The organism is Sphingobacterium sp. G1-14, assembly GCF_002196555.1.
GTDB classification, from domain to species: domain Bacteria; phylum Bacteroidota; class Bacteroidia; order Sphingobacteriales; family Sphingobacteriaceae; genus Sphingobacterium; species Sphingobacterium siyangense.
Window position 1 is genome coordinate 4,788,839 of record NZ_CP021381.1, and the last position, 21,476, is coordinate 4,810,314.

The 21,476-nt window shown below is 39.7% G+C and carries 22 protein-coding genes; 13 read left to right on the forward strand and 9 right to left on the reverse strand.

Going from position 1 to position 21,476, the window contains the following annotated elements:
- Window positions 1-40 precede the first annotated feature (40 nt).
- Window positions 41-2,425: a TonB-dependent receptor gene (locus tag CBM24_RS20700; protein ID WP_227550123.1), complete on the reverse strand. Its 2,385-nt coding sequence runs from the start codon at window positions 2,423-2,425 to the stop codon at window positions 41-43.
- 207 nt (window positions 2,426-2,632) lie between these two features.
- On the opposite strand from CBM24_RS20700, the gene CBM24_RS20705 reads away from it, so the two are divergent.
- Window positions 2,633-2,971, forward strand: coding sequence for a winged helix-turn-helix transcriptional regulator (locus tag CBM24_RS20705; protein WP_088162554.1), 339 nt, complete (start codon window positions 2,633-2,635; stop codon window positions 2,969-2,971).
- On the opposite strand, the gene CBM24_RS20710 is transcribed toward CBM24_RS20705, so the two are convergent.
- A complete protein-coding gene (locus tag CBM24_RS20710) occupies window positions 2,968-3,426 on the reverse strand; it encodes a VOC family protein (protein ID WP_088162555.1) in 459 nt (152 codons plus the stop codon). The two genes, CBM24_RS20705 and CBM24_RS20710, sit on opposite strands and share 4 nt — an antisense overlap.
- Before the next feature lie 512 nt (window positions 3,427-3,938).
- Between CBM24_RS20710 and CBM24_RS20715 the strand changes: the two genes are divergently transcribed.
- From CBM24_RS20715 to CBM24_RS20725, 3 genes are all read left to right on the forward strand, one after another.
- A complete protein-coding gene (locus CBM24_RS20715) occupies window positions 3,939-4,559 on the forward strand; it encodes an HPP family protein (protein ID WP_088162556.1) in 621 nt (206 codons plus the stop codon).
- A gap of 352 nt (window positions 4,560-4,911) precedes the next feature.
- A complete protein-coding gene (locus CBM24_RS20720) occupies window positions 4,912-5,679 on the forward strand; it encodes a hypothetical protein (protein WP_088162557.1) in 768 nt (255 codons plus the stop codon).
- Window positions 5,673-5,957, forward strand: a complete 285-nt coding sequence (locus CBM24_RS20725; protein WP_088162558.1) for a hypothetical protein — start codon at window positions 5,673-5,675, stop codon at window positions 5,955-5,957. Before CBM24_RS20720 ends, CBM24_RS20725 begins: the two co-directional genes overlap by 7 nt.
- A 43-nt stretch (window positions 5,958-6,000) precedes the next feature.
- On the opposite strand, the gene CBM24_RS20730 is transcribed toward CBM24_RS20725, so the two are convergent.
- From CBM24_RS20730 to CBM24_RS20745, 4 genes are all read right to left on the reverse strand, one after another.
- Window positions 6,001-6,264, reverse strand: a complete 264-nt coding sequence (locus tag CBM24_RS20730; RefSeq protein ID WP_088162559.1) for a hypothetical protein — start codon at window positions 6,262-6,264, stop codon at window positions 6,001-6,003.
- A gap of 259 nt (window positions 6,265-6,523) precedes the next feature.
- Entirely contained in the window at window positions 6,524-6,931 is a 408-nt protein-coding gene (locus CBM24_RS20735; protein WP_088162560.1) for a VOC family protein, read from the reverse strand.
- A gap of 148 nt (window positions 6,932-7,079) precedes the next feature.
- Window positions 7,080-7,601 (reverse strand): hypothetical protein, encoded by a 522-nt coding sequence (locus tag CBM24_RS20740; protein ID WP_153845241.1) that lies wholly within the window; start codon window positions 7,599-7,601, stop codon window positions 7,080-7,082.
- A gap of 73 nt (window positions 7,602-7,674) precedes the next feature.
- Window positions 7,675-8,328 (reverse strand): Pr6Pr family membrane protein, encoded by a 654-nt coding sequence (locus CBM24_RS20745; protein ID WP_088162562.1) that lies wholly within the window; start codon window positions 8,326-8,328, stop codon window positions 7,675-7,677.
- Between the two features lie 187 nt (window positions 8,329-8,515).
- Here CBM24_RS20745 and CBM24_RS20750 point away from each other — a divergent pair, with 187 nt between their 5' ends.
- Window positions 8,516-9,259 carry a LytR/AlgR family response regulator transcription factor gene (locus CBM24_RS20750; RefSeq protein ID WP_088162563.1) on the forward strand — a complete coding sequence of 248 codons (744 nt, stop codon included), beginning with the start codon at window positions 8,516-8,518 and terminating at the stop codon, window positions 9,257-9,259.
- Window positions 9,256-11,175, forward strand: a complete 1,920-nt coding sequence (locus tag CBM24_RS20755) for a sensor histidine kinase (RefSeq protein ID WP_088162564.1) — start codon at window positions 9,256-9,258, stop codon at window positions 11,173-11,175. Before CBM24_RS20750 ends, CBM24_RS20755 begins: the two co-directional genes overlap by 4 nt.
- 273 nt (window positions 11,176-11,448) lie before the next feature.
- Here CBM24_RS20755 and CBM24_RS20760 read toward each other — a convergent pair whose 3' ends face one another.
- Entirely contained in the window at window positions 11,449-13,917 is a 2,469-nt protein-coding gene (locus CBM24_RS20760; protein WP_088163723.1) for a glutaminase family protein, read from the reverse strand.
- Window positions 13,918-14,188: 271 nt separating this feature from the next.
- On the opposite strand from CBM24_RS20760, the gene CBM24_RS20765 reads away from it, so the two are divergent.
- The 6 genes from CBM24_RS20765 (at window position 14,189) to CBM24_RS20790 (ending at window position 19,350) form a co-directional block, all read left to right on the forward strand.
- Complete coding sequence (locus tag CBM24_RS20765) at window positions 14,189-16,003, forward strand: mechanosensitive ion channel family protein (protein ID WP_088162565.1); 1,815 nt, start codon at window positions 14,189-14,191, stop codon at window positions 16,001-16,003.
- A gap of 294 nt (window positions 16,004-16,297) precedes the next feature.
- Complete coding sequence (locus tag CBM24_RS20770) at window positions 16,298-16,924, forward strand: FMN-binding negative transcriptional regulator (protein ID WP_088162566.1); 627 nt, start codon at window positions 16,298-16,300, stop codon at window positions 16,922-16,924.
- The gene (locus CBM24_RS20775) at window positions 16,921-17,463 is read left to right on the forward strand and encodes a GNAT family N-acetyltransferase (protein ID WP_075993830.1); all 543 of its coding nucleotides are present in this window, start codon (window positions 16,921-16,923) and stop codon (window positions 17,461-17,463) included. The genes CBM24_RS20770 and CBM24_RS20775 overlap by 4 nt, the downstream gene beginning before the upstream one ends.
- A complete protein-coding gene (locus CBM24_RS20780; protein ID WP_088162567.1) occupies window positions 17,456-18,187 on the forward strand; it encodes a YggS family pyridoxal phosphate-dependent enzyme in 732 nt (243 codons plus the stop codon). Before CBM24_RS20775 ends, CBM24_RS20780 begins: the two co-directional genes overlap by 8 nt.
- 11 nt (window positions 18,188-18,198) lie before the next feature.
- Entirely contained in the window at window positions 18,199-18,930 is a 732-nt protein-coding gene (locus CBM24_RS20785; protein WP_088162568.1) for a type 1 glutamine amidotransferase, read from the forward strand.
- Window positions 18,931-19,026: 96 nt separating this feature from the next.
- The gene (locus CBM24_RS20790) at window positions 19,027-19,350 is read left to right on the forward strand and encodes a hypothetical protein (protein ID WP_088162569.1); all 324 of its coding nucleotides are present in this window, start codon (window positions 19,027-19,029) and stop codon (window positions 19,348-19,350) included.
- Between the two features lie 145 nt (window positions 19,351-19,495).
- Here CBM24_RS20790 and CBM24_RS20795 read toward each other — a convergent pair whose 3' ends face one another.
- The gene (locus tag CBM24_RS20795; protein WP_088162570.1) at window positions 19,496-19,786 is read right to left on the reverse strand and encodes a putative quinol monooxygenase; all 291 of its coding nucleotides are present in this window, start codon (window positions 19,784-19,786) and stop codon (window positions 19,496-19,498) included.
- A gap of 81 nt (window positions 19,787-19,867) precedes the next feature.
- Window positions 19,868-20,479 (reverse strand): NAD(P)H-dependent oxidoreductase, encoded by a 612-nt coding sequence (locus CBM24_RS20800; protein WP_088162571.1) that lies wholly within the window; start codon window positions 20,477-20,479, stop codon window positions 19,868-19,870.
- A 97-nt stretch (window positions 20,480-20,576) separates the two neighbouring features.
- Between CBM24_RS20800 and CBM24_RS20805 the strand changes: the two genes are divergently transcribed.
- A complete protein-coding gene (locus CBM24_RS20805) occupies window positions 20,577-21,473 on the forward strand; it encodes a LysR family transcriptional regulator (protein WP_075993836.1) in 897 nt (298 codons plus the stop codon).
- Window positions 21,474-21,476: the final 3 nt, after the last annotated feature.

Below are 21,476 nucleotides of genomic sequence, written 5' to 3' on the forward strand. Positions count from 1 at the left end.
CTTCTCTTTTTTTTATCTATTTTATCGTTGTTGTCTTCCACTAAAATTTTAGTGTAAAGTTAGCCAAAACACGCGCTGGGCTCTGTGGCGTAAGCCTTACCGACCAAGCTTTCTCACTTGTCAAATTATCTACTTTTATTCCGACCCTAAATTTAGGTTGATCATAATAAACAGTTGCGTCAAATAGCTGATAGGAAGGAATAATAACCTTCGCTGTCTGTGTATTTGTCTGATAAGAGGAACTTCCCATATTTCCTCCAAATCCGGCGCCCAGTCCTTGATATTTTCCAGCTGGTATACGATAACTCAACCAAAAATTCAACATACGCTGTGGCCCCGAAAGTGCAGGTCTCAAACCATTTACCGATGGATCGGAATTACTATATTTACTCTCATTATAAGCATATCCAGCTACAATATTCATTCCGTTAAAAGGATTCGCGGTCAATTCCACTTCAACACCTTTACTTAACTGTGTACCGTCCTGGATGGAATAATTACTATCATCTGGATTCGTGCGTAAAACATTATCCACGCGAATATCGTAATAACTTACAGTTCCAGCCAAGCGGTGGTTGAATAGATCCCCTTTTACACCAAACTCCATCTGATTGGCATATTCGGGTTTGAAAGGATTGCTATTGATATCCACACCACTGATGTTATTAAAACCATTCATATAGTTTCCAAATACCGATAGCTTATCTTTGAGCGCTTCATATACCACACCAAATTTGGGTGACAATGCTGTTTGCCCAAATGGTCCTTTTTGGATCCCCCCAGCACCTATTCCGCCCGTAGTTTCCCCTGTCGTAATATTGTAGACCCCATGATATTGAAAGCGGTCCACACGCAAACTCGCCATAACCATCAATTGATCGGTCAAATTAAATACATCAGAAACATAGGCCGCATAAGTATCGTCACTATTTTTCTCCTTACGATAAGCGGATTTTGCGGTTAAAGAATCAACAATAAAATGATTGATACGATAATCTGCCGGTGGATTTATAAAATTGATTGTCCGGGTGTTGGTATGGTAGCGATCAAAATAATTGGAATTATTATAGTAGTCCAAGCCTATAACCATCCGGTTGCGGAATTTTCCGATATGAAAATCACCGATAAAATTCTGTTGCAGATCCGTCGCGATAAAGGACGTGGTTCCCACCATAACCTGTGCATTCAACGTCGAATCAGATTTACCATTCAGCGCTGAGATATACCCATTGATAGTTGAATTTGCCCTAGAAATGATAGTCTGTGAAGTCCATTCTTCTGAAATTTTATAGTTCATCTGCGCAAAAATATTGAACATCTGCGTTTGATAGGCTAAATCATTGCTTAGAAAAGTCTTCTTGTAAGGGAATTTCATATCACTGATGGACTGCACTTTGTTGCTTCCAGTGTATGGGTTGAAACGTACCACAGATGTACCTTTGGCCTGTCCGTACTCAAGATCCAAGAGTAATGAAAGCCGGTCTGTAATCTGGTACGAGAAACTTGGTGCCAAGGCAAAGCTATTGGTAAATCCCAGGTCCTGAAAACTTTTTTCGATCGTTCCAGCGGCATTGATTCTGAAAAGAGCTGTCCGGTCCGCATTTATCGGCGTATTGAGATCCAAAGCGACACGGTTATAATTCCAGCTTCCACCTACATAACCAACTTCGCCCCCAAAATCGTTATAAGGCTTTTTGGTAACACGGTTATAAACGCCACCGTAGCTGCTCGATACACTTTTTCCAAACAAGGTAGCTGATGGTCCTTTTATGGCTTCAATGCGCTCCAGATTGACTGGATCGATAAAAGAAAAAGCAGCTCCAGCGACACCATTACGCGCATTTGGCTCAGTTTCAAATCCTCTCGAACGAAACGTTACCCGGCCTTGGTTAGCAATCATTGGTATGCCAGCACCGGGAACATTTTTAGAAATGCTACCGAGGTCCACAGCGATTTGCTCCTGAAAAAGAGCTTTGGGAACTGCATTATACACCTGCGGGTTCTCCAAATTTTTTAAGGGTAAGCGTGCCACGTACACACTTTCTTTTTGAACAAACCTGTTGTTTTTACCGTGCACAACAACTTCCTGCAAAGCAAGTACATTCTCGTCCGACATCTGATAATTCGCTTCCACATGAATAAGAGGAGCACCGATGTGAACCGGAATCTTGATTTCCTTTGCCCCTAATAATTGTACACGAATGGTATAATTACCTGTATCTAACCCTTTGAATACGTATTTTCCATCCTCATCTGTAAGGGTCGTTCGCTGAAGTTCTAGCAATGAAATAGCCTTGGAAGCCATAGGTTCACCATCCACCATTGTTAAGCGCCCGCGAACGCTGCCCTTGCTCTCCTGCGACAGCAGATTGTGTGAAAGATGTAAAAGGCTAATGATAAAGACAGTGCGTAAAATTGAACGCATTGATAAAATATATGTTTTCATTTAGACAAAAGAATTTGTAGATGATATTGTCTCTTTGTAGGAGCGCAATGAATAATGGCCCAAAGATATGCTATTTTTAATAATTCTAAATAAAAGAATTATTAAAAATAAATCGATGACGCAAGGACACAAATTGCTAGGGAAATATCCCTTTCACTCTTCACATTTTTTTCGATATTAGTATTTATGACAGACCGCAAAGAAAATTCGACGAATGCAATCAATGAAAAAACATTACAACAGTTCTGTAACGCCTCAAAAACGTTGGCATTATTCAGTGGTCGATGGAAACTTTCGATTCTATTCAAACTCCTCGAGCAGGACACAAACTATTCGGAATTCAAAATTCTTCTGCCCCAAGTAAGCGATCGTACACTTGCGAAACAATTGAAAGAATTACAGCTGGATGGACTCATTCAAAAAGACCGAAGTAAAACAGCATCTGTCTATTCACTGACCGACAAGAGTCATAAGCTAAAACCCCTATTGGCAGCGCTTTCCGGGTTTAACAACGACCATCCTTAACTAAAATCAACACGCTCCAAAAATTCAATCACTTCTCCATTTGGACTATAAACGAGGCTGTTGCGTACGAAAACATCTTTTTTACCTTGACTGAGCCTGAGTTCGAAAACACCGGCACTCAAGTCCTGTGCACCATGGGCGATAGCCTGTATTCGGGCGTCTTCGGCATCTTCTACCGTAAAACACAGATGAAGTAGCGCATTCTCGACATACTCCTCCCCTTCTATACGCCTTCTTCCCTGCGTTGGAATAGCAGCATTCTTATCACAAATTTCCAAATAATAGCCAATAGAGGCATTAAAAAGCATGGCGCAGCGTTCTAAATTGAACTCGGGTAACGACCATTCATGCACGACAATAAAACCAAGATTTCCATAAAATCCAATCGTCTTATCAAAATCCTGAGCCTTAATCGACAGGTGATGAAAACCTACAATATTATCTTTCAATTCCATAGGGTATAATTTTTGAACAAAACTAATGTGTTTTTCCGGAGACTGGAACAACTTACAAAATTGTAAGTTGCACTGGTCGTATCGAAAACCAACAAATACACGTTGCGCTCCACAATGAAACCAATTTCATCAAACTAACATCCACTTAACTATTTGCACAAAATGATACTGAAAGATCGGACAGAGAACTATCAACCAATTCTATTGGACCAGAAAAGAGTATACGTCAAAACTAGCGGTATCAAAAGGGAGATTTTAAATTACAGGAGATAGATCTTATTATTTTAGTGTACTTTTGCCCGGTAAATTTTTCGATCTGAACAAGAGCCAAAAGCTTTGTAACTACCATGAGTCTATAAAAATGGAGCATTCCTTAGACATCATCTCGATGGACTTTGCTGCCAAAGTATCGTGACATCCAGCATAAGAAATCGAATGTTATAAATTCTTCAAAAATCAAGATAGAATGCGCAAAGTTTAAAGCCCTTGGTCTACATATATTTGCAAATAAAATGAAACAGCATCTTCACAGACAATTACGGATCTATAGATATGTGATCTATAGAGAGACATTAGTCGATCCTTGGGAACATTTTTGGTCATTTATTGGTGCATTTGTTGGGATATTTATTATCGCCTATATCCAATCACTTCATTTACCTTCGCTGGAAAATATCTTTTTGATAGGTTCTTTCGGAGCTTCCTCGGTTTTGGTTTATGGGGCCATACAAAGTCCACTTGCACAGCCACGCAATTTAATCGGCGGCCACGTTGTTTCTGCAATCGCCGGGGTTACCGTTGCACAGCTCCTTCCCGATATTATCTGGCTGACAGCTCCCTTTGCGGTTGCCCTGTCCATTGTTTGTATGCAGCATACTCGCACGCTGCATCCTCCTGGTGGAGCAACTGCACTCATTGCAGTCAGCAGCGGAACAAAGATCTCTTCAATGGGATATTGGTACGTATTAAGTCCAGTACTATCAGGTTGCATAATTTTATTCCTGGTGGCTCTAATCTTTAACAATATCACGAAAAAGAGACATTATCCTGTAAAAAAATCACGTTTACGCCGTTCAAGAAGGCAGCATCTAAAAACCCGTTTTGATCGCGCCAAGAGCCCGTCAAACCTATAAAGTGCTGGAATCCCTCATTCTATCCAAATCTATCGGATAGAATGGGTACTTGATTCATACCCAAGCAAAATTCGCCGAAGATTAAGCTAGAATGATCTATTTTGAGACTAGAAAGCCGCTATAGTCCATAAAATTATTTTTTCCTTTAAATTAAGTAAATTCTCAAAATTAACTTGCATAAATTTTAACAATTATCTAATTTCACAAACGAAATACATATTATTACACAAAAAGTATTTCTATAATAATAATTATTTAACAAATAATCACTTAAATCAAAACCATTATTTAAAAAACACGTTAACTATCTTATTAATTACATTTAATTATATACTAACAACGTAAACCAATCATGACCAGATTTACTCAAACAGTACTGTTGATTCTGTTAATCTTCACAAGTCAACTTGTCGTTAATTGTTCCTCGGATAAGGATCCAATCGATGATATTGAAAATTCGACCAGTTGGATGGACGACCTCGAAAAATCTTTAGGAACAGGCACCAAAGCCAAATTAAACAATTGGATAGCAAAAGGTTTGGACCAAACCAAACTCAAAGAGACATTTTCTAAGTCCAAGGATAAGGCTGCTCTGCTGAATAACCTAGAAACAGCACAAAGTATTTATCATCAAAGAGTATATATTGAAGACTGGAACAATATCCCTGGAATAGAAAAATCTGATTATGTACCGAATGGCTTAGCCAATGGAAAAAACAGCCCATGGAATAACCCCGATTTAGATTTACCTGCTGTTGAAGCAGCCAACTTTGTGGACGCTACAGCGACAGAACTACCCGCAGGCACCAAAATATATCGTGTCACTGGCGGAAATCCTGCTGGCGGCTACTGGACCAAAGAGATTCCAAAATCCGTTGGCGACGTAATCGGCGGTACTGCCGTTCAACCGGCATGGAACAACTTCAGTAAATTCTACCGCTATGAAGTGCCACAAGCCAAAACACTAAAAGTATGGCAGGGGACCACCGCAAGACAACCCATTGCCGCAGGCGTAATCAACCCCCATCTGCCAGGCAAAGCAATTCAGCTATTTATCCCTGCAGCTGTCAGAGACGATGCCTTTAAACAACTAGTACAAGAAATTCCTTTACCATGGTAACTATTGAATACATAAAAGCGCATTATCTGCAACTTCTGACGCTATTGAAACAGGAAGTTTCACTCAACCAGTCAGCTCAACCGTTTTTAGACTATGTTCTTCTTTATGAGAATAAATTTTCAGGCACATCAACTACAGCGGATGTACAACAGCTTCGGGAGTTTTTGAGAGGAGCAAACCGATTTGCAGATGAGTTTTCATTTTCCGATCGGCATGGCAGCCAAATACGGGCCTTGATCAAAAGTCTCTATGACCTATTGGATACCGCTATTTCATAGCTTATACAGGAGCGTTTTTGACTAGTAAGCCAAAAACGCTCTTTTACAAATTATCCTTCACATCCGCTAAAACGGTTGTCATGGCCCGATAGATCCCATACAATAAGAAGAGTAGACTTGTAATTGTAAGCCCCAGATACTCCACCACCCACGCAATAAGTATAGCTACGAGGTGAATTTTACCATTCTCGGGTTTAAATGCCGCTCCCGAATAAACGTAGTAAGCGATGGAACCAAATAACACCAACCATATCACCGCATAAACATAATGAAGTGGGTTTTTGCTGAGCTTTTTATTTTTAAACATGTGTCAAGTTTTATGATTTTTTGGCCATTCGTTTATCTAAACAGCAAACGGATATGTTGTCAAATGTAAGCCCTAGCCGAGCTTTTCGCAAGGCACAACTATAATTCGCATCCGATGGTTTAATATTCGCAGCACCGATAAAAAAATCGGCATCAGCAATGGTCGGCATTCAGCTACTTCGCTACCTTTACAACAAAAGAAAAAGTCCCTTACATTACTGCAAGGGACTTTACGATAACCGATTATTCCGATATGATTTCTATGCCGTTGGAAATTTGCTCATATCCATATAAAATATCTCCCAGGTATGACCGTCAAAATCTTCAATACTTCGCTGTTGCATAAAACCGTAGTCTTTCATTGGCGTTGGTTCAATGCCTCCGGCTTTCAATCCATTATCAACAATTTCGTTCACACGATCCAAACCAGGAACAGAAAGTGAAAATAGTGCTGCAATCTGTTTTTTTGTATCTGCAAGCGGTTTTTCTGTAAATGTTTTAAATTTATCCGGAGATAAAAGCATCACAAAAATATGCTCACTCCAAACCATACATTTGCCTTGTTCGTCGGAAAACTGAGGATTATTCGTAAAGCCCAATTGTGTATAAAAATCCATTGACTTATTCACATCTGCTACGACGAGATTAATAAATATCTGTTTCATCATTTTAAAGTTTAATTGCTATTGATCATGCAAAGTTGAAAATTTTCATCCAAAAAAAACTTGACCTATGCGAAGATTTTTATGCAGCATCAATGAATAGGCAGCGGAATGGTCATACCTTATATGGATAGCTCGTTATATGGATCGCTTGTTATTTAGAGAGCTCATTCAATTCGGCCTGTGAAAACACATGATCACCTTTGAGATAACTATTTGCTTCTTTTAAATACGTATAGATCACTTCTCGCCCCTTAGGATTGGGCAATTTATGTAAGTTGTGCACCAAATATTCCTTGTCCCGCAATCGATCTTTACTATAGCTTAAAAAAGAGGGTGCATGTGTCTGCACGCTCCAACGAATAAAACGTAAATCGATATTATCGGGATATTTCATGATCATTTCCTCCAAAAGCTTTTTCCCTTTCTTGAATTGACCTAGTTTTGTAAACGGATTGCCCATATGTTTCGCCCATAATATTTCATAAGCAGCCAGGTATCCCTTCTCCGTTGCGGAATTGGCAGCTCCCTCCAATAATTTCAGATTCGCTTCACAGAGTTTCTTATTTTGAACAGCAGTAGCGTACTCGGCTCGCATTTTATCAACATCAACTTGACCAAAACAACATATCGCACATAATACCAAAGAGACACAGACAAAAAATCGTATAACCATTTTCAATTCAATTAAAGTAAAAAATAGAACGCTGTTCTAGTAATATAACAACATCGACAAGCTTTGAGTTTTCTTATTTTTTAATCCGTTGAGAATGCCGTTTGTTTTGCCATTTTCCCAATACGATCAATAATGCACCAATTGCGACGAAAACCAAGGTCACTCCAAAGCTGTTCAAAAGAACCCTGTCCATTCCCAATTCGGAAACATTGACAAAAGGATACGGATAGAACCCAGAAAATGAACCATGCCACAACGTATAAAAAAGATAGACTAATGGGAAGATCAACCAATAAAAAATATGACTCCAACGGATTGTTCCCTTGTCCAAAAAACGCCACCAAAAAAGGAAAAAACTCAAAGGAGTGACCACATGCAATAATTCGTCAACTACCATTGATAAACCCTGTGGATGCGACAGAAAGCGGAGTAGGGTATTATAGATAATTCCGACAATAAGAATGTATATTGTTACGGCAGTAATTGTTTCGGGTTTAGTAAAAAATAGGCCTATTCGACTTTTTGACCAGAAAACAGTAAAAAAACAGCATAGCAGTACCATTACATTACCTAGAATCGTAAAATAACTAAAAAACTGGACAATATAGTCCATGCGGCCAAGCTTAGAGACGAGAGCACTTAATACAAATTGCCCAACGACTGCAAACAAGGTAATCAAACCAATGCTACCAGCAAAAACCGATTTTAATGACTTTTGAGCTTCCATATTACGAGTGGTCTATACAATACTAAATATAAAAATTTCAATCGCTATTTGGAATTTTAAATGATCAAATCCAATTCACCGCTGCTCGAACCTTAAATCCAGATTGTAAATTATTGCAACGAATTGTAAATGGATTCAATTTCCTTACTTACAATTATTATTTTTATACGCTATAAAGTATTGATAAATGATTAGAGTAGCCATTATCGAGGATGAACCCGCCGTACGCAAAGAAATCAGCTATTTGGTCCAACAGGAAACTGACGTTGAACTTGTTGGCTGGAGTGATACGGTGACAAATGCTGTAAAATTGATTGAAGAGAAACAACCAGACGTTATACTCATGGATATTCAGCTCCGTGATGGTACAGCATTTGACATCCTAAAAAAGCTAACCGTTATTCCTCAGAATATTATTTTCATTACGGCCTACAATCATTTTGCAATCAAAGCCATCAAATACGGTGCTTTGGATTATCTCTTGAAACCGGTCGATCAAACCGAACTAAACGAAGCCTTAGAACGTTACCGGCGTAAAAGCGAAAATAATCCCCAATGGATGCAACGTTTATCAATGGCACAGGAAGCTTTACATGCCAGTGAACTTCCCGAAAGCATTGCCTTGTCTTCCATACACCATGTACGTATCGTCCCTGTTCACAACATCATATACTGCAAAGGAGACGGTCCCTATACTTTTTTCTTTTTAAATGATGGTACTAAAGAGTTAATCTCTAAACCGCTCAAATATTATGAAGAATTATTGCCACAGCCTTATTTCTTACGCACCCATCAATCGTATCTTGTCAACAGGTCGCATATTTCTGGTGTCAATCGTTCCGAGTATATTGTCTTAAAAAACAAAGAGGAAATTCCAATTTCATCACGCAGAAAAAACTCGATCTTAAATCAGCTTTTCCCAGAAAAATGAGCGCACTGAACCGCATTTTCACTTGGCTACTACTGCCTTTGTTTTTTATCGCTTGCGCTCAAAAGAAAGACGGATTATCGCCCGACCATGATGCTATTGCTGCACAGATTAAAACGCTCGAAGACCAAAAATTAACTGCAGCAAATGGGGATTCCATCAAACAGGCCTGGTTAACGTTAGACCAGAATTCCATCGTAAAAAAAGACACGGTACTCGCTGCCCGTGTAAAATATTACCTGGCACGACTCTATGCTATGAGCGGTCAAGATTCGGCTCTTTTTTTTGTTCAACAGGCGCTCGAACTCATTGAACCCACCACTGGAAACGCAAAATACAAAGCACTTATTTACAATGGAATAGGAAACATCCGTAGCATAGAAGCAAAACAACGCGAAGCGGGCTATTATTATAACAAAGCCGCTACGATTGTTTTATCGGACACCGCTGCAGGACTGTCAACCGAAGCAAAATCAGCGATATTATTGTCCGCTGCCCAAAACAACTTGAGCTCTTTCCAGTATAACCTTGCAGAAAAAATGAATCGTTCGGTACTCCCCCTAATTGATTCACTGCCTGAAGGACATATTAACCGACAACGCGTATTGGTACAAATGATACAGACGCTGAACACCTTACAACGGCCAGCAGAACATATTGCCCCCTTCCTTCATCAACTCGAAGAATTACACGCTAAAAATCCAGACAAATACAACATTAGTTTTCTATACGATTCGAAGATCCAATACTATGAAACCGCTAAGAAACCGGATTCCATTTTACATTATGAATTACTAAAAATAGCAATAGATGAACGTTTGCACCAACAGACAGCATCCTCTATATTGATGAACAATTTATTCGTAGACTACAGTAATGTAGCCGCAATCTATGTTTCATTAAATAAACCGGTATTGGGAGAAAAATTCATCCAAAAAGCAGGCAAACTTAAAGCGCAGTTTCCCAAATTAATCTTTCCCAACAACGAAATTACATTTCAGAATAGTCTCGCAGCCGTCTATCGCTTGCAAGGAAAAGATAAAGCAGCCATAGACGTATTGAATCACCTTGTGCAATTACAAAGAGGTATTTACCAATCGGAGAATACACAAGCGATCGCAGAAATGAATGCCCTTTATCAACTCCAGGCGAAAGATCAGTCTATTCGTATACTGAACGAAAATATCAAGATCAATAAACTTCAACTACAACAAAATCGTTTAGGACTGATCATTTCCTCGTTAGCAGTAATTTTACTGATCATCGTACTTTTCTTCCTATACTACAGTTTTCGCCAGCGCCGTTCCATACAAGAGAAAGAAAAGGTCTTATTGCAGCAGCAGTTGTTGCGCACACAGATGGAACCGCACTTTATTTTCAATACCCTTTCCGCTGTACAGAGCTTCATGCGCCTGGATAAGAAGGAAAATGCCATCAAATATTTGAACCGTTTCAGCCGACTATTACGTAGTAATCTCGAATTAAGCCGTGAAAACCTCGTTCCATTAAATGAGGAACTTGAAACCTTAGAAAACTATTTGATCTTACAGCAAATGCGTTTTGAAGATGCTTTTCATTACCACATCACACAACCTGAAGATCAAGATTTAAGTGCGGTCATGCTACCGCCAATGCTGATACAACCCTATGTTGAAAATGCAATTCTACATGGTATAGATCTCGAAACAGGCAATAGCCGTATCGACATCCAATTTGAACTGTCAGCAGATATCCTAAGAGTGAGCATTCAAGATAGCGGCAAAGTCAATCCAGACATTCCTGAAATATCCCATCGTTCACTCTCGGGGACGATCAGTCGTGAACGCATGCAGCTGTTGGGTAAGAAAGCAAGTGTACAGATCACCAAAAACCCAACTGCAGGCACCACGGTCATCCTTCATATACCAGTGGCATATTAATGGCAAACAAAGGGATATTTAACATCCTTCCTAGGTTCTACCGTAGTGAAAATTTCGGGAAAACAATACAGAACTTGCATGACAATACGCATTTTCAACAGAAATCAGAAAAAAGAATCATGTTGAGCCAAATTTCGATACCGTAAAATACGAGATATTGAAACGCATAACCCAATAAACAAACGGCGAGCAATCCTATAATTGCCCGCCGTCTTATTAACTAAACACAAACTAAATTTAATTGCAGGTTCTCCCCCTGCTCATTGACATTATTTATTTTTGTTTCATTATATCCGCTAAAAGTTTCATGTAAAAACCTCCAACAACACTACGCGCCTTAAAGTTTTCACGGATCCCCGTAGTCGAATCATAAAAATCATTTAATGGGACACGGGATTCCGTTTGAATCGCATGATTATAGACTGGTTTCACCAAAGCTTCAAATGCTTCTTTTGATGGAGCAAATGATGCTGTCCAAAGAATCCAGTCATTTTTGGTGTAGGCCTTACGACTATCCAATGGTATACCAAATCTATTTTGCTTGGTCAGGTAATACTTAATTTCCGTATCATACACTTTTTGAGGAAACAGATTCAATCCCAACACTTTGTCCCAGATCAAATTATATTTTTGACTCCAGGTATTTTTATCATCAAATGTCAGCGCGTAATGGTCGCCCGCATCTGCCATTTCCATCCATTTCGGGACCATTTCCTCGGCAATTGCACGGTATTTTTTTGCGATTGCAGTTTCACCAATGGCCTCCGCTAGCTGCGCATAACAGGCAATACCCACAATAGCTTTAACAGATAAATTGGCATTTCGTGCAAGATGACCAGCAAAATCGTCTGTACAGAGCTGCGTTTTAGGGTCAAAGCCATCTTTAACGAGATAATCTACCCAAGTTGTCAATGTTTTCCAATGCTTCCTGGCATAGTCCCCATTCCCTTGCACTTTCGCGATAGCCGCAGTTAAAATAATCATATTGCCCGATTCCTCCACAGGCATAGGTTCGCCATAGGTTTGACCATTGGCCAATGGATACGTACCCAAATCGTGAGCCGCCCAAGGATACGGATATTTACCGCTCTCGCTAAAATAAAATATTCCAGTTAACATCCCTTTCAACAACTCCGGATTATAGATCAAATACAATGGTGCAGAAGGATAAGTAACATCCACCGTATTGATAAAACCACCACTGTTATTTTCTTTGGAAAGCCATAGCAATTCATTTTGTGGACTTTTCACCAAGGTATGTGCGGCTATACTTTGGCGATAAGCTAGCACACTAAGATGTGCATATTCTTTTCCACCCGATTTTAGCGCATCCGCATAAACCGCTTTGTCGAATGCGACGCACTTATCGAGCACATTACGATACTCATCTGCTGCCAAAGTAAGCTGATTTTCCATCGTTTCTTTGCCAGAATTGTTCCACCATGGTCGCAGATTATTTTTGAAATACTGAATCGCATAAATTTCATCGTAGCCCACCTCAACAAAACGTTCCTCCGCTTTCGCCCCCACATTGCCAAACGGAATGACCGTGTTCAGCGCAAGTGAGGTACCCTTAACAGTTTTTGCAGCGGTCGCTGTTCCCTTTCTAAAGGCGTCGACGGCTCCGCCCCTCGGACTAATAAACTGTTGCGTTTTATCCTGCTTTGGTGAAGCAACATAAAAATACCCCCAGTCTATCCGCATATCATCGGCACCTTTCTGCAAAATAGGCTGTTCGACCGTTCCCGCTTTTAGTACCGACAATTTTGCCGTTTCATATTTTTCGGCGGTTACTTCCTGTGAAGGCTTATACACCGCAATATTTGTGGATGCACTTAGAAAAACTTTAACAGCATGCTGCTTGCCATCGTTTGCTTTTACGTTATACGTGATATAGCTTACCGGTCGAGCCAATAAATTCAGATCATCCATAAGCAAAGGCGACGTAAAGCTTAATTTCAGATCCACCTTACCGGCCTGAAAATTATAGACCGTACGCGTCGCTGTTATTTCCACATCTTTTTGCACGGCTTCTTGAATTCGTGGTCCACGCTCTTTGAGCCTGTCAACCAAACCAAAATCCAGGTAACGACCGCCAGCACTATTCTTCAAATGGATGGCAATATGATTTTGCCCGGCCTTCAAATTCGCCTTGTCAATCGGTAAATAGTGAAAGCTGTTAGTCCAACCTATCTTTTCGTAAACCTTCTTCCCATTCAAAAATACTTCTATATTATCATCATGATTGAGTTTTAGAAACAGCTCATTGATGCCCTTCGGATCCGCTACGGAAAACTCACGTCTCACCCAGATATCGTCCGATTTCCAAAGCGTCTTTACCTGTTGCGCATCATCACCGATGGGTGCAAGTCCCGATTTCCATGCATTCGTCTTATAAGCGGAAGACTCCCAGCCGCCTTGAGGTTTTGATTCAGTATATTGTACCGTATACGATTTATCTTCCGAAGTCGGTAGAATAACAGCATAACTAGGCTCTTCTTTGCCAAGAAAACGATAAATATTACCATCAACATCAATTAAGCCCAACAGCGAATGATCAGCGTCTGTCCAGTGTTTCGTTGTCGACGCATGAAGCTGATCAGTCATGGACCATATACTAAAATTGGGGTTGTGCGTAATCAATGGATAAGCCGGAGCTTTGCGTTCTTGGGCTTGTCCATCTAAAACAGTAGAAGCACAGGCCAAAACAAAGCAGAGACCCATCTTCCCGAGTTTGTTCATTGCATGAATAGATTTTTGAAAAGGTTTAATCATATTTTTTGGATAAATTAGCTACATAGTTTTCCGCATTGAACTTATGCCCAATCGTTTTAACAAAGAAAGTTGGAATAATTTAAATTCAGCTGTCGCATCGTATCATTTTACCTTCAATTTATATCATATTTGACATGCTGCCATCTAATCAAGATAATTATTATCTTTGAGAACCCGTCCGATCGTTATGTGCAAAATGACCTAATAAACATCGGCATTCAATTTTACCAACAACACGATGAGAAGTATTTACGTTTATTTCTTAATGACCATATCTTGTCTTTTTTCAACGAGCACACAGCTTTATGCACAAGAAACAGATTCGGTCAATAAAAAAGAATTGGATCTGAGTTCCTTACTGAACGGAATTAGACAACAGCAAATTAATGATTCTCTTGAACGGGTAAAGCTTCAGCATGAAATTGCCGATCTTAAAAGTCAAAATAGCCCCAAAAAGGAAAATTTAAAACAGCAGCTGAATGAGTTTGACGAAGAAAATAACCTTCGGAAGCAGCAGCTGAAAGTTAAAGTAGACTCCATCAAAAAAAACACCAAAAGATATGCAGTCGCGCCATTTCAGGATACCCTCTTCTATATCTATAATAAACTTGGATCATCATTAGCCAAAGACCGAGCTTACAATGTGGTCAGCAGAATCCATAATCTATATGAAGACGATTTTGTGAAAGTAGATTCGTTTAAAATCGAAAACAGCGAAATTAGTGCCGACATCGTTTACAAAGATCTCGTCATAACTTCCGTCACAGAACTCGATGCTCTTCTTGAAGGAAAAAGTAAAGAAGAGATTGCGGCAAACTACCTAAAAAGAATTCAGGATTCAATCACAACGGAACGTGCAGATAACAGCATTACAAAACTTCTTACCCGTATTGGGCTTGTATTTCTCATTCTCGTCGTTTTTTCGATATTGATTCTATTAATAAACAAGTTGAAAAAATATGGTACGCAACGTATATTAACGGAAAGAACACAACGGATCAAAGACATTAAGATCAAAAATTATGTCCTTGTCACTTCGGTACAAAAAACACGGATGTTTATTAATGCAATAAATATTTTACGTTGGGGCTTGATCGTCCTCATTGCCTTTATCATGCTGCCGATTGTCTTCAGTGTTTTTCCATTTACACAGAGCTGGGCATCCAATCTCATTGGACTCTTCACAAAACCCCTGAAGACTGCAGTTTTGGCAATTTGGAACTATATTCCAAATCTGATTACCGTATTTGTCATACTCGTTGTTATGCGTTATGCCGTTCGATTCATAAAGTATATTTTTACCGAAATTGACAAAGGCAAATTAGAGGTTAATGGCTTTCATCGCGATTTTGCCATGCCTACCTTTACGATTGTTCGCTTTCTGCTCCAAGCCTTCACACTGGTGCTCATATTCCCGTATTTACCCGGTGCAAATTCAGATATCTTTAAAGGAATATCCGTATTTATAGGTGTCCTATTTTCTTTAGGATCATCTTCTGCAATTTCCAATATCATAGCGGGACTTGTGATCACCTATATGCGTCCGTTCCGTATTGGAGACCGTATCACCATCGCCGATAAAACAGGCGTTGTTATCGAAAAATCACCCCTGGTAACAAGGCTTCGAACGATAAAAAATGAAGAAATTACCATCCCCAATTCGTCGGTACTTTCCGGAAATACCGTCAATTATTCAACCTTCTCAGAAGATGGAATCTGCTTTCAGGTGGAATTGACAGTCGGTTATGAAGAACCTTGGCAACGTATACACGAATTGCTCCTGAACATCCCACCCCGAATAAAAAGAGTCAACCTTAACCCAGCGCCATTCGTCTTACAAAAAAAATTAGACGACTTCTATGTCCTCTATGAACTGAATGTATACATCGCTAAATCTGGTGAAATTGAACTGGCAAAGTCTGAAATTTTTCAATCGATCTTAGATGACTTTCTAGCCGCAGGAATTGAAATGAATGGCCCACACATATTTGCTAAAGTTGACCATGTACAACAATATAATCCAAAAATGCCCAACAGCTCGTACAATAACTGATCTGAAAGCACAATTTTTAGCTGATTACTGCAAAGAATATGTGATGCGTTTTGACCCGGTATGCATATCCTGTTGAATTCATCCACTGTTGTGAGCTTGTTAACTAAAGATGTAAAACATAAATTAGCTCTTCGGCTTCGACTCTGTCAGGCCAAACGACATCCCTGGATTGCGTGAACACCAGTCAGCCCGCGCAATAAATGAACACTGGACCAGCTACATTATTCAAATTGGACTAGCTCAGTTGCATCTATTGGCTGTAATTTTGGATAAAATCAAGAAATAGCTATTTGCATGTATGTACCCAAACATTTCCAGTTCGAAGATTACGCAGAAAAGGTTGAATTTATGCAACAATATAGTTTTGCGACCATTGTATCGATTAAAGAGGGGATTCCAATAGCCACACAGCTCCCCTTTCACGTCCGTACAGATAAAGATCAGCTGCTTTTAACATCACACTTCGCTCGTGCAAACGAACAAGCCAATTATATCGAAAATACGCCGTCATTGGTTATTTTCTCCGAACCACATGCTTATATCTCACCACAACATTATGACAAGGAAGAAAGTGTGCCAACCTGGGATTACATCGCTGTACATGCCTATGGCCTTGCATCCATCCTTACAGACGAAAAAGCAAAAAGTAAAGCCCTAGAACAGATGATCCTGAGTTACGACGAAGCGTATTTAACACAATGGGAAAGCCTTTCCGATCGTTTTAAAAGTGGTATGATGCAGGGTATCGTCGCCTTCGAACTTGTCGTTACAGATTTACAGGGCCAAAAAAAATTAAGTCAAAATAAAAGTGAAACAGAAAAACAGCGTATCCGTGATTTTCTAAAAAATAGCGACAATGAGCTCGAAAGAAATATTGCCGCAGCAATGAAAAATGGATCAATAAGTAACGAAAAAAAATGAACACACACACTGACATAGAAATCACACAGGTAAAACTAACAGATATTGACCTGCTGCAGCAAATAGGAAAAGCAACATTTATTCAGACCTTTTCAGACACGAATACCGAAGAGAATATGAAGACCTATCTAGCCGAAGGGTTTTCAAAGGAAAAATTATTGTCCGAGCTCTGCGATAACGAATCTGAATTTTACTTCGCTGTCTTGAAAAATGATGTTATTGGCTACCTAAAAGTAAATACCGGCCAGGCCCAGACCGAACAACAGTGCCCGCAGGCATTAGAAATCGAGCGCATCTATGTATTACAGGAATTTCAGGATAGAAAAGTGGGACAGTTATTGTTTGAAAAAGCATTAGCCTTAGCTCAAATAAAAGCAGCTTCATTTATCTGGCTTGGTGTTTGGGAAAAAAACTTGCGGGCAATCAATTTCTATCAGAAAAATGGTTTTGTCGCATTCGACCAGCATATTTTTCAACTGGGTGACGATAAACAAATAGATATCATGATGAAAAAAACAGTACAACCGCACCATGCATGAGTTTATAGCAGAAAATATACAGGTCATACAACAACGTATAGACGAAGCCTGCAAAACAAGCCGTCGCGATCCCCGCGAGGTAAAATTATTGCTAGCCACTAAAACCGTACCTGCCGAACGTATAGAAATCGCGCTGCAAGCTGGTCAAACCCTAATTGCTGAAAATAAAGTGCAGGAACTGAAAGACAAATTTGAGTATTTAAACGCTGTTCCCCATGTCAATCATTTTATTGGTCATCTTCAAACCAATAAGATCAAGGATCTGCTCAAATGCAACGTATCCTGCATCCATTCGATCGATCGTATAGATCTCGCCGAAAAATTGCATCAGCGACTTTTAAAAGAAGATAAAACCATGGAAGTACTCATCCAGGTAAATACTTCCTTCGAAGAGAGCAAGTACGGCGCTGCGCCAGGGGAAGTGATCGGCCTGGTTCAGCAAATAGCAACATTAAGCACACTAAAGATTAAAGGACTGATGACTATCGGTATATTGAGTGCCGAGGCCGAACAGGTACGTGCCTGTTTTAAATTGCTCAAACAAATTCAACAACAGATTATAGCCCTAGCTATTCCCGGTGTATCGATGCAAGAATTGTCGATGGGCATGAGCGGAGATTTAGCGATAGCGATAGCGGAAGGCGCTACGATTGTCAGAGTAGGCACGGCAATTTTTGGACAACGTCCTACACCAGATAGTTATTACTGGAACGAACACAACTAACAAAAAAAACGATGCGGATACATTTTATACAACACGAAGTTTTTGAAGCACCCGGGGCCTATTTAACCTGGGCAGAAAAACAGCAACATTCAGTTACTTTCTCCCATGTTTATCAACAGGATCCCCTTCCAAAAGAAATAGATTCCATCGATGTATTGATCATTATGGGCGGACCTCAAAGCCCAGATTCATCCCCGTCCGAATACCCTTATTTTGACGCTAAGGTCGAAATCGCTTTTATCCGCCAATGTATTGATGCCGGCAAGGCGGTTGTTGGTATATGTCTGGGCGCACAATTGATTGGCGAAGCGCTGTCGGCAACGTACAGACATAGTCCGCAAAAAGAAATTGGAGTTTTCCCCATCACGCTCACAGAGGAAGGAATAAATGACAGCAAAATAGCACATTTTGGCAGCCCATTACCGGTCGGACATTGGCACAACGATATGCCTGGACTTACCCCTGAAAGTAAAATCTTAGCAAGCAGCGTCGGCTGCCCTCGACAAATTGTTCGCTATACAAATCTCGTCTACGGATTTCAATGCCATATGGAACTCACTCCTGAAGTCGTCCGGCTCTTGATAGATGCAGAAGAAGATCTCTTTCTTCAAAGCCAATCGCTCCAATTTGTGCAATCACCTGAAGAAATTAAGACTTTTGATTACCGCGAAATGAACAGCAAACTTCATACATTTTTAGATTTACTTGAATGTGCATACACGAGAAGTCTAATAAGTAAATGAAGGGTTTCTGTCTAAACAGGAGCGTAAAAATTTACAGCAGTAATTCATTCGTTGGATAAAAAATAGTAGATTTGGTGTAACACAAAAAAACTATTGATGAACCTAAGACGCGGTCAACTTTTAAAAATGGGCTATCTAGCCCTTCTGGCAATTTTCCTACACGCCTGTGTTTCCCAAAAAGAAAACAAAAATCTGACTTGGTATCAACATCAGGTTATCGAGCAGCTTGTTCCGGAAACTGATTCCAGTTATAGAGTTCAAATTGGTATTATGGCTGCGACCTTCTGGCTGGACAATCAGGATGGTCAACTGGCCAAAAAATTGAACCTCCTGCAACAGAGCTACACACAACGAAATAAAGTCGATGTCGCTGTTCAGCAAGGTACCAACAAAATCATTCGCGTCACTAAATCAGAATAAAACAAGCTTATTCAAGGCAACACAAATGATTTTGGTACCCACCAATACTTCAATTATAGTTAATATCTTCCGCCTGTACACATCATCCACTACATGATATTCTTTGCTATCTTTTCAATAAGGTCCTTACAGGCCACATTGTAAATTAAGCGATTTTATTCATTAATATAATTTGAGGCGCTTCCTGCAATTTTTCAGCGGCAACTTTTCCGAATGCGACAATATAAGGTTGTTGATTATGCCCATCCAAGCCCGCCTGATCTTCCCAGATTTCATAAAATATAAACTGGTTTTCATCACTATTTACCTGGTGCAGATCGTACTGTATACAAGCTTCTTCCTTTCTACTTGCTTCGACCATTTCTAACAATAATGCCAATACTTCTTCCCGATGTGCGGGAACTGCCTTTAAAATTGCGGTTAAATATACCTTCATGTTATTGATTTTTATTTTGGTAATTTACTCTTTTCATCGCAATAACGCCATGGATAAAGCGATTTATCGATCAATAAATTTTTAGTTCAACGTAGTTTCCAAATGGAAGACCTCTTCCAAATATTGTTTATATTCCTTTTCGTAATTGTCGACACGTTCTTGAGACGCACCCTTCTCCATATCATGAAAATGGAAGCTTCCCAGATGTTCCAATCCTGCAAACTGATTCATCTTGTGAAACCCGAATAAAACACCAGCATCAACGGAATGCTGATCAAAAAACTCATTTTCCATTGTAAAGGCTGTCTCAGGAGCATTCCAGCTCGAAGTCACCAAGTATTTTTTACCATGCATCAAACCTCCGGTACCATAATTAATGGCCGGATTCTTACGTGAACGACCATCATTTTTATAGATACCGTTGTTGTGACCCGCCGTAAAAACTTCATCGATATAGAGCTTCAGACGGTTCGGAACCTGAAACCACCATACAGGAAAATGGTAAACGATAATGTCTGCCCATTTAAAATTTTCAACTTCAACCATTGGATCAAAATCATCGTTGATATTGGTTACCCTTGTTTCAAGTCCATTTTCAGCCAATGTTTCAACAGTCCAATTTGTTATTGTGGTATTGAAAGAACCACCCGAGTGTGCGAATTTCTGTCCGCCGTTGATAATAAATATTTTCATTTCTATAATTTTTCTTATTGATAACACAAATTTCTATCATATTTTTAAATCATACAAATAATTTAAATTGTATATTTGTATCATAAAAATAATAACTATGAAATGGAACTTAGAATGGCTTCGTACATTTAAGGCAATCTATGAAACCGGAACATTATCTGCAGCTGCACAGGAATTGTTTATTTCTCAACCTGGTGTCAGCCTACATCTGAATTCCCTGGAAGCCTTTACCGGCCACAAGCTTTTTGATCGATCTGCGCGAAGAATGGTGCCGACCGAAAAGGGGAAAATCTTGTACAACTATGTTATTGACCCACTTAAAAAACTAGAAACCGGTGAACAGCATTTTCACAAGCGTGCATTGGACGAACGTGTCACAATCAGTATCGGAATGTGTTTTGAGACCTTTCAATACACGCTGGAAGAACATATTGCACAGCTCCCCTTTAATTTAATTATCAAATTTGGAGAATATCCTCAGATGCAGCAGGATCTTGATAATGGTTTATTGGATCTTATTATTACACCTCAAAAAGGAAACCAGCAGAATCTACAATATGAAGCTTTCTCAAAAGAGCGCATTGTCTTGATTGCAGGTTGTCAGACCGACACATCCACACTCGAGTCACTACTGAGCGACAATAAAATTAAGGAAGCAGCTCAACTCCTGAAAAAACAATTGTGGTATAGCACGGCTGCCGATATGGATCATTTAAAAAACTATTGGTCGACACACTTTGGCGAACATCCAGACTTCAGTCCCAATTATATCGTCCCAAATATCAGCTCAATCATACGCTGCTTGAGCAACAATACTGGTTTTTCCATTGTTCCCGACTTTCTTTGTGCCGAAGCACTTGCATCCGGAAAAATAAAACTAATCTGGGAAGGGACTTCTCCCGTGGAGAATATACTTTACTTTGGAACGAGAAAGAAAACCATGTATCAGGAAGAAATCGGTCAATTGGAAACGCTGTTAAAAGAGAAATGGTAGATC

Excerpts from the sequence above, each read along its gene's own strand:
- CBM24_RS20755 (WP_088162564.1), top strand. The coding sequence starts at position 9,256 with ATGAGCGCACTGAACCGCATTTTCACTTGGCTACTACTGCCTTTGTTT.
- CBM24_RS20715 (WP_088162556.1), top strand. The coding sequence starts at position 3,939 with ATGAAACAGCATCTTCACAGACAATTACGGATCTATAGATATGTGATC.
- CBM24_RS20735 (WP_088162560.1), bottom strand. The coding sequence starts at position 6,931 with ATGATGAAACAGATATTTATTAATCTCGTCGTAGCAGATGTGAATAAG.
- CBM24_RS20710 (WP_088162555.1), bottom strand. The coding sequence starts at position 3,426 with ATGGAATTGAAAGATAATATTGTAGGTTTTCATCACCTGTCGATTAAG.
- CBM24_RS20730 (WP_088162559.1), bottom strand. The coding sequence starts at position 6,264 with ATGTTTAAAAATAAAAAGCTCAGCAAAAACCCACTTCATTATGTTTAT.
- CBM24_RS20775 (WP_075993830.1), top strand. The coding sequence starts at position 16,921 with ATGAACACACACACTGACATAGAAATCACACAGGTAAAACTAACAGAT.
- CBM24_RS20800 (WP_088162571.1), bottom strand. The coding sequence starts at position 20,479 with ATGAAAATATTTATTATCAACGGCGGACAGAAATTCGCACACTCGGGT.
- CBM24_RS20780 (WP_088162567.1), top strand. The coding sequence starts at position 17,456 with ATGCATGAGTTTATAGCAGAAAATATACAGGTCATACAACAACGTATA.
- CBM24_RS20745 (WP_088162562.1), bottom strand. The coding sequence starts at position 8,328 with ATGGAAGCTCAAAAGTCATTAAAATCGGTTTTTGCTGGTAGCATTGGT.
- CBM24_RS20790 (WP_088162569.1), top strand. The coding sequence starts at position 19,027 with ATGAACCTAAGACGCGGTCAACTTTTAAAAATGGGCTATCTAGCCCTT.
- CBM24_RS20805 (WP_075993836.1), top strand. The coding sequence starts at position 20,577 with ATGAAATGGAACTTAGAATGGCTTCGTACATTTAAGGCAATCTATGAA.
- CBM24_RS20765 (WP_088162565.1), top strand. The coding sequence starts at position 14,189 with ATGAGAAGTATTTACGTTTATTTCTTAATGACCATATCTTGTCTTTTT.
- CBM24_RS20750 (WP_088162563.1), top strand. The coding sequence starts at position 8,516 with ATGATTAGAGTAGCCATTATCGAGGATGAACCCGCCGTACGCAAAGAA.
- CBM24_RS20700 (WP_227550123.1), bottom strand. The coding sequence starts at position 2,425 with ATGCGTTCAATTTTACGCACTGTCTTTATCATTAGCCTTTTACATCTT.
- CBM24_RS20770 (WP_088162566.1), top strand. The coding sequence starts at position 16,298 with ATGTATGTACCCAAACATTTCCAGTTCGAAGATTACGCAGAAAAGGTT.
- CBM24_RS20720 (WP_088162557.1), top strand. The coding sequence starts at position 4,912 with ATGACCAGATTTACTCAAACAGTACTGTTGATTCTGTTAATCTTCACA.
- CBM24_RS20760 (WP_088163723.1), bottom strand. The coding sequence starts at position 13,917 with ATGAACAAACTCGGGAAGATGGGTCTCTGCTTTGTTTTGGCCTGTGCT.
- CBM24_RS20705 (WP_088162554.1), top strand. The coding sequence starts at position 2,633 with ATGACAGACCGCAAAGAAAATTCGACGAATGCAATCAATGAAAAAACA.
- CBM24_RS20725 (WP_088162558.1), top strand. The coding sequence starts at position 5,673 with ATGGTAACTATTGAATACATAAAAGCGCATTATCTGCAACTTCTGACG.
- CBM24_RS20795 (WP_088162570.1), bottom strand. The coding sequence starts at position 19,786 with ATGAAGGTATATTTAACCGCAATTTTAAAGGCAGTTCCCGCACATCGG.
- CBM24_RS20740 (WP_153845241.1), bottom strand. The coding sequence starts at position 7,601 with ATGGTTATACGATTTTTTGTCTGTGTCTCTTTGGTATTATGTGCGATA.
- CBM24_RS20785 (WP_088162568.1), top strand. The coding sequence starts at position 18,199 with ATGCGGATACATTTTATACAACACGAAGTTTTTGAAGCACCCGGGGCC.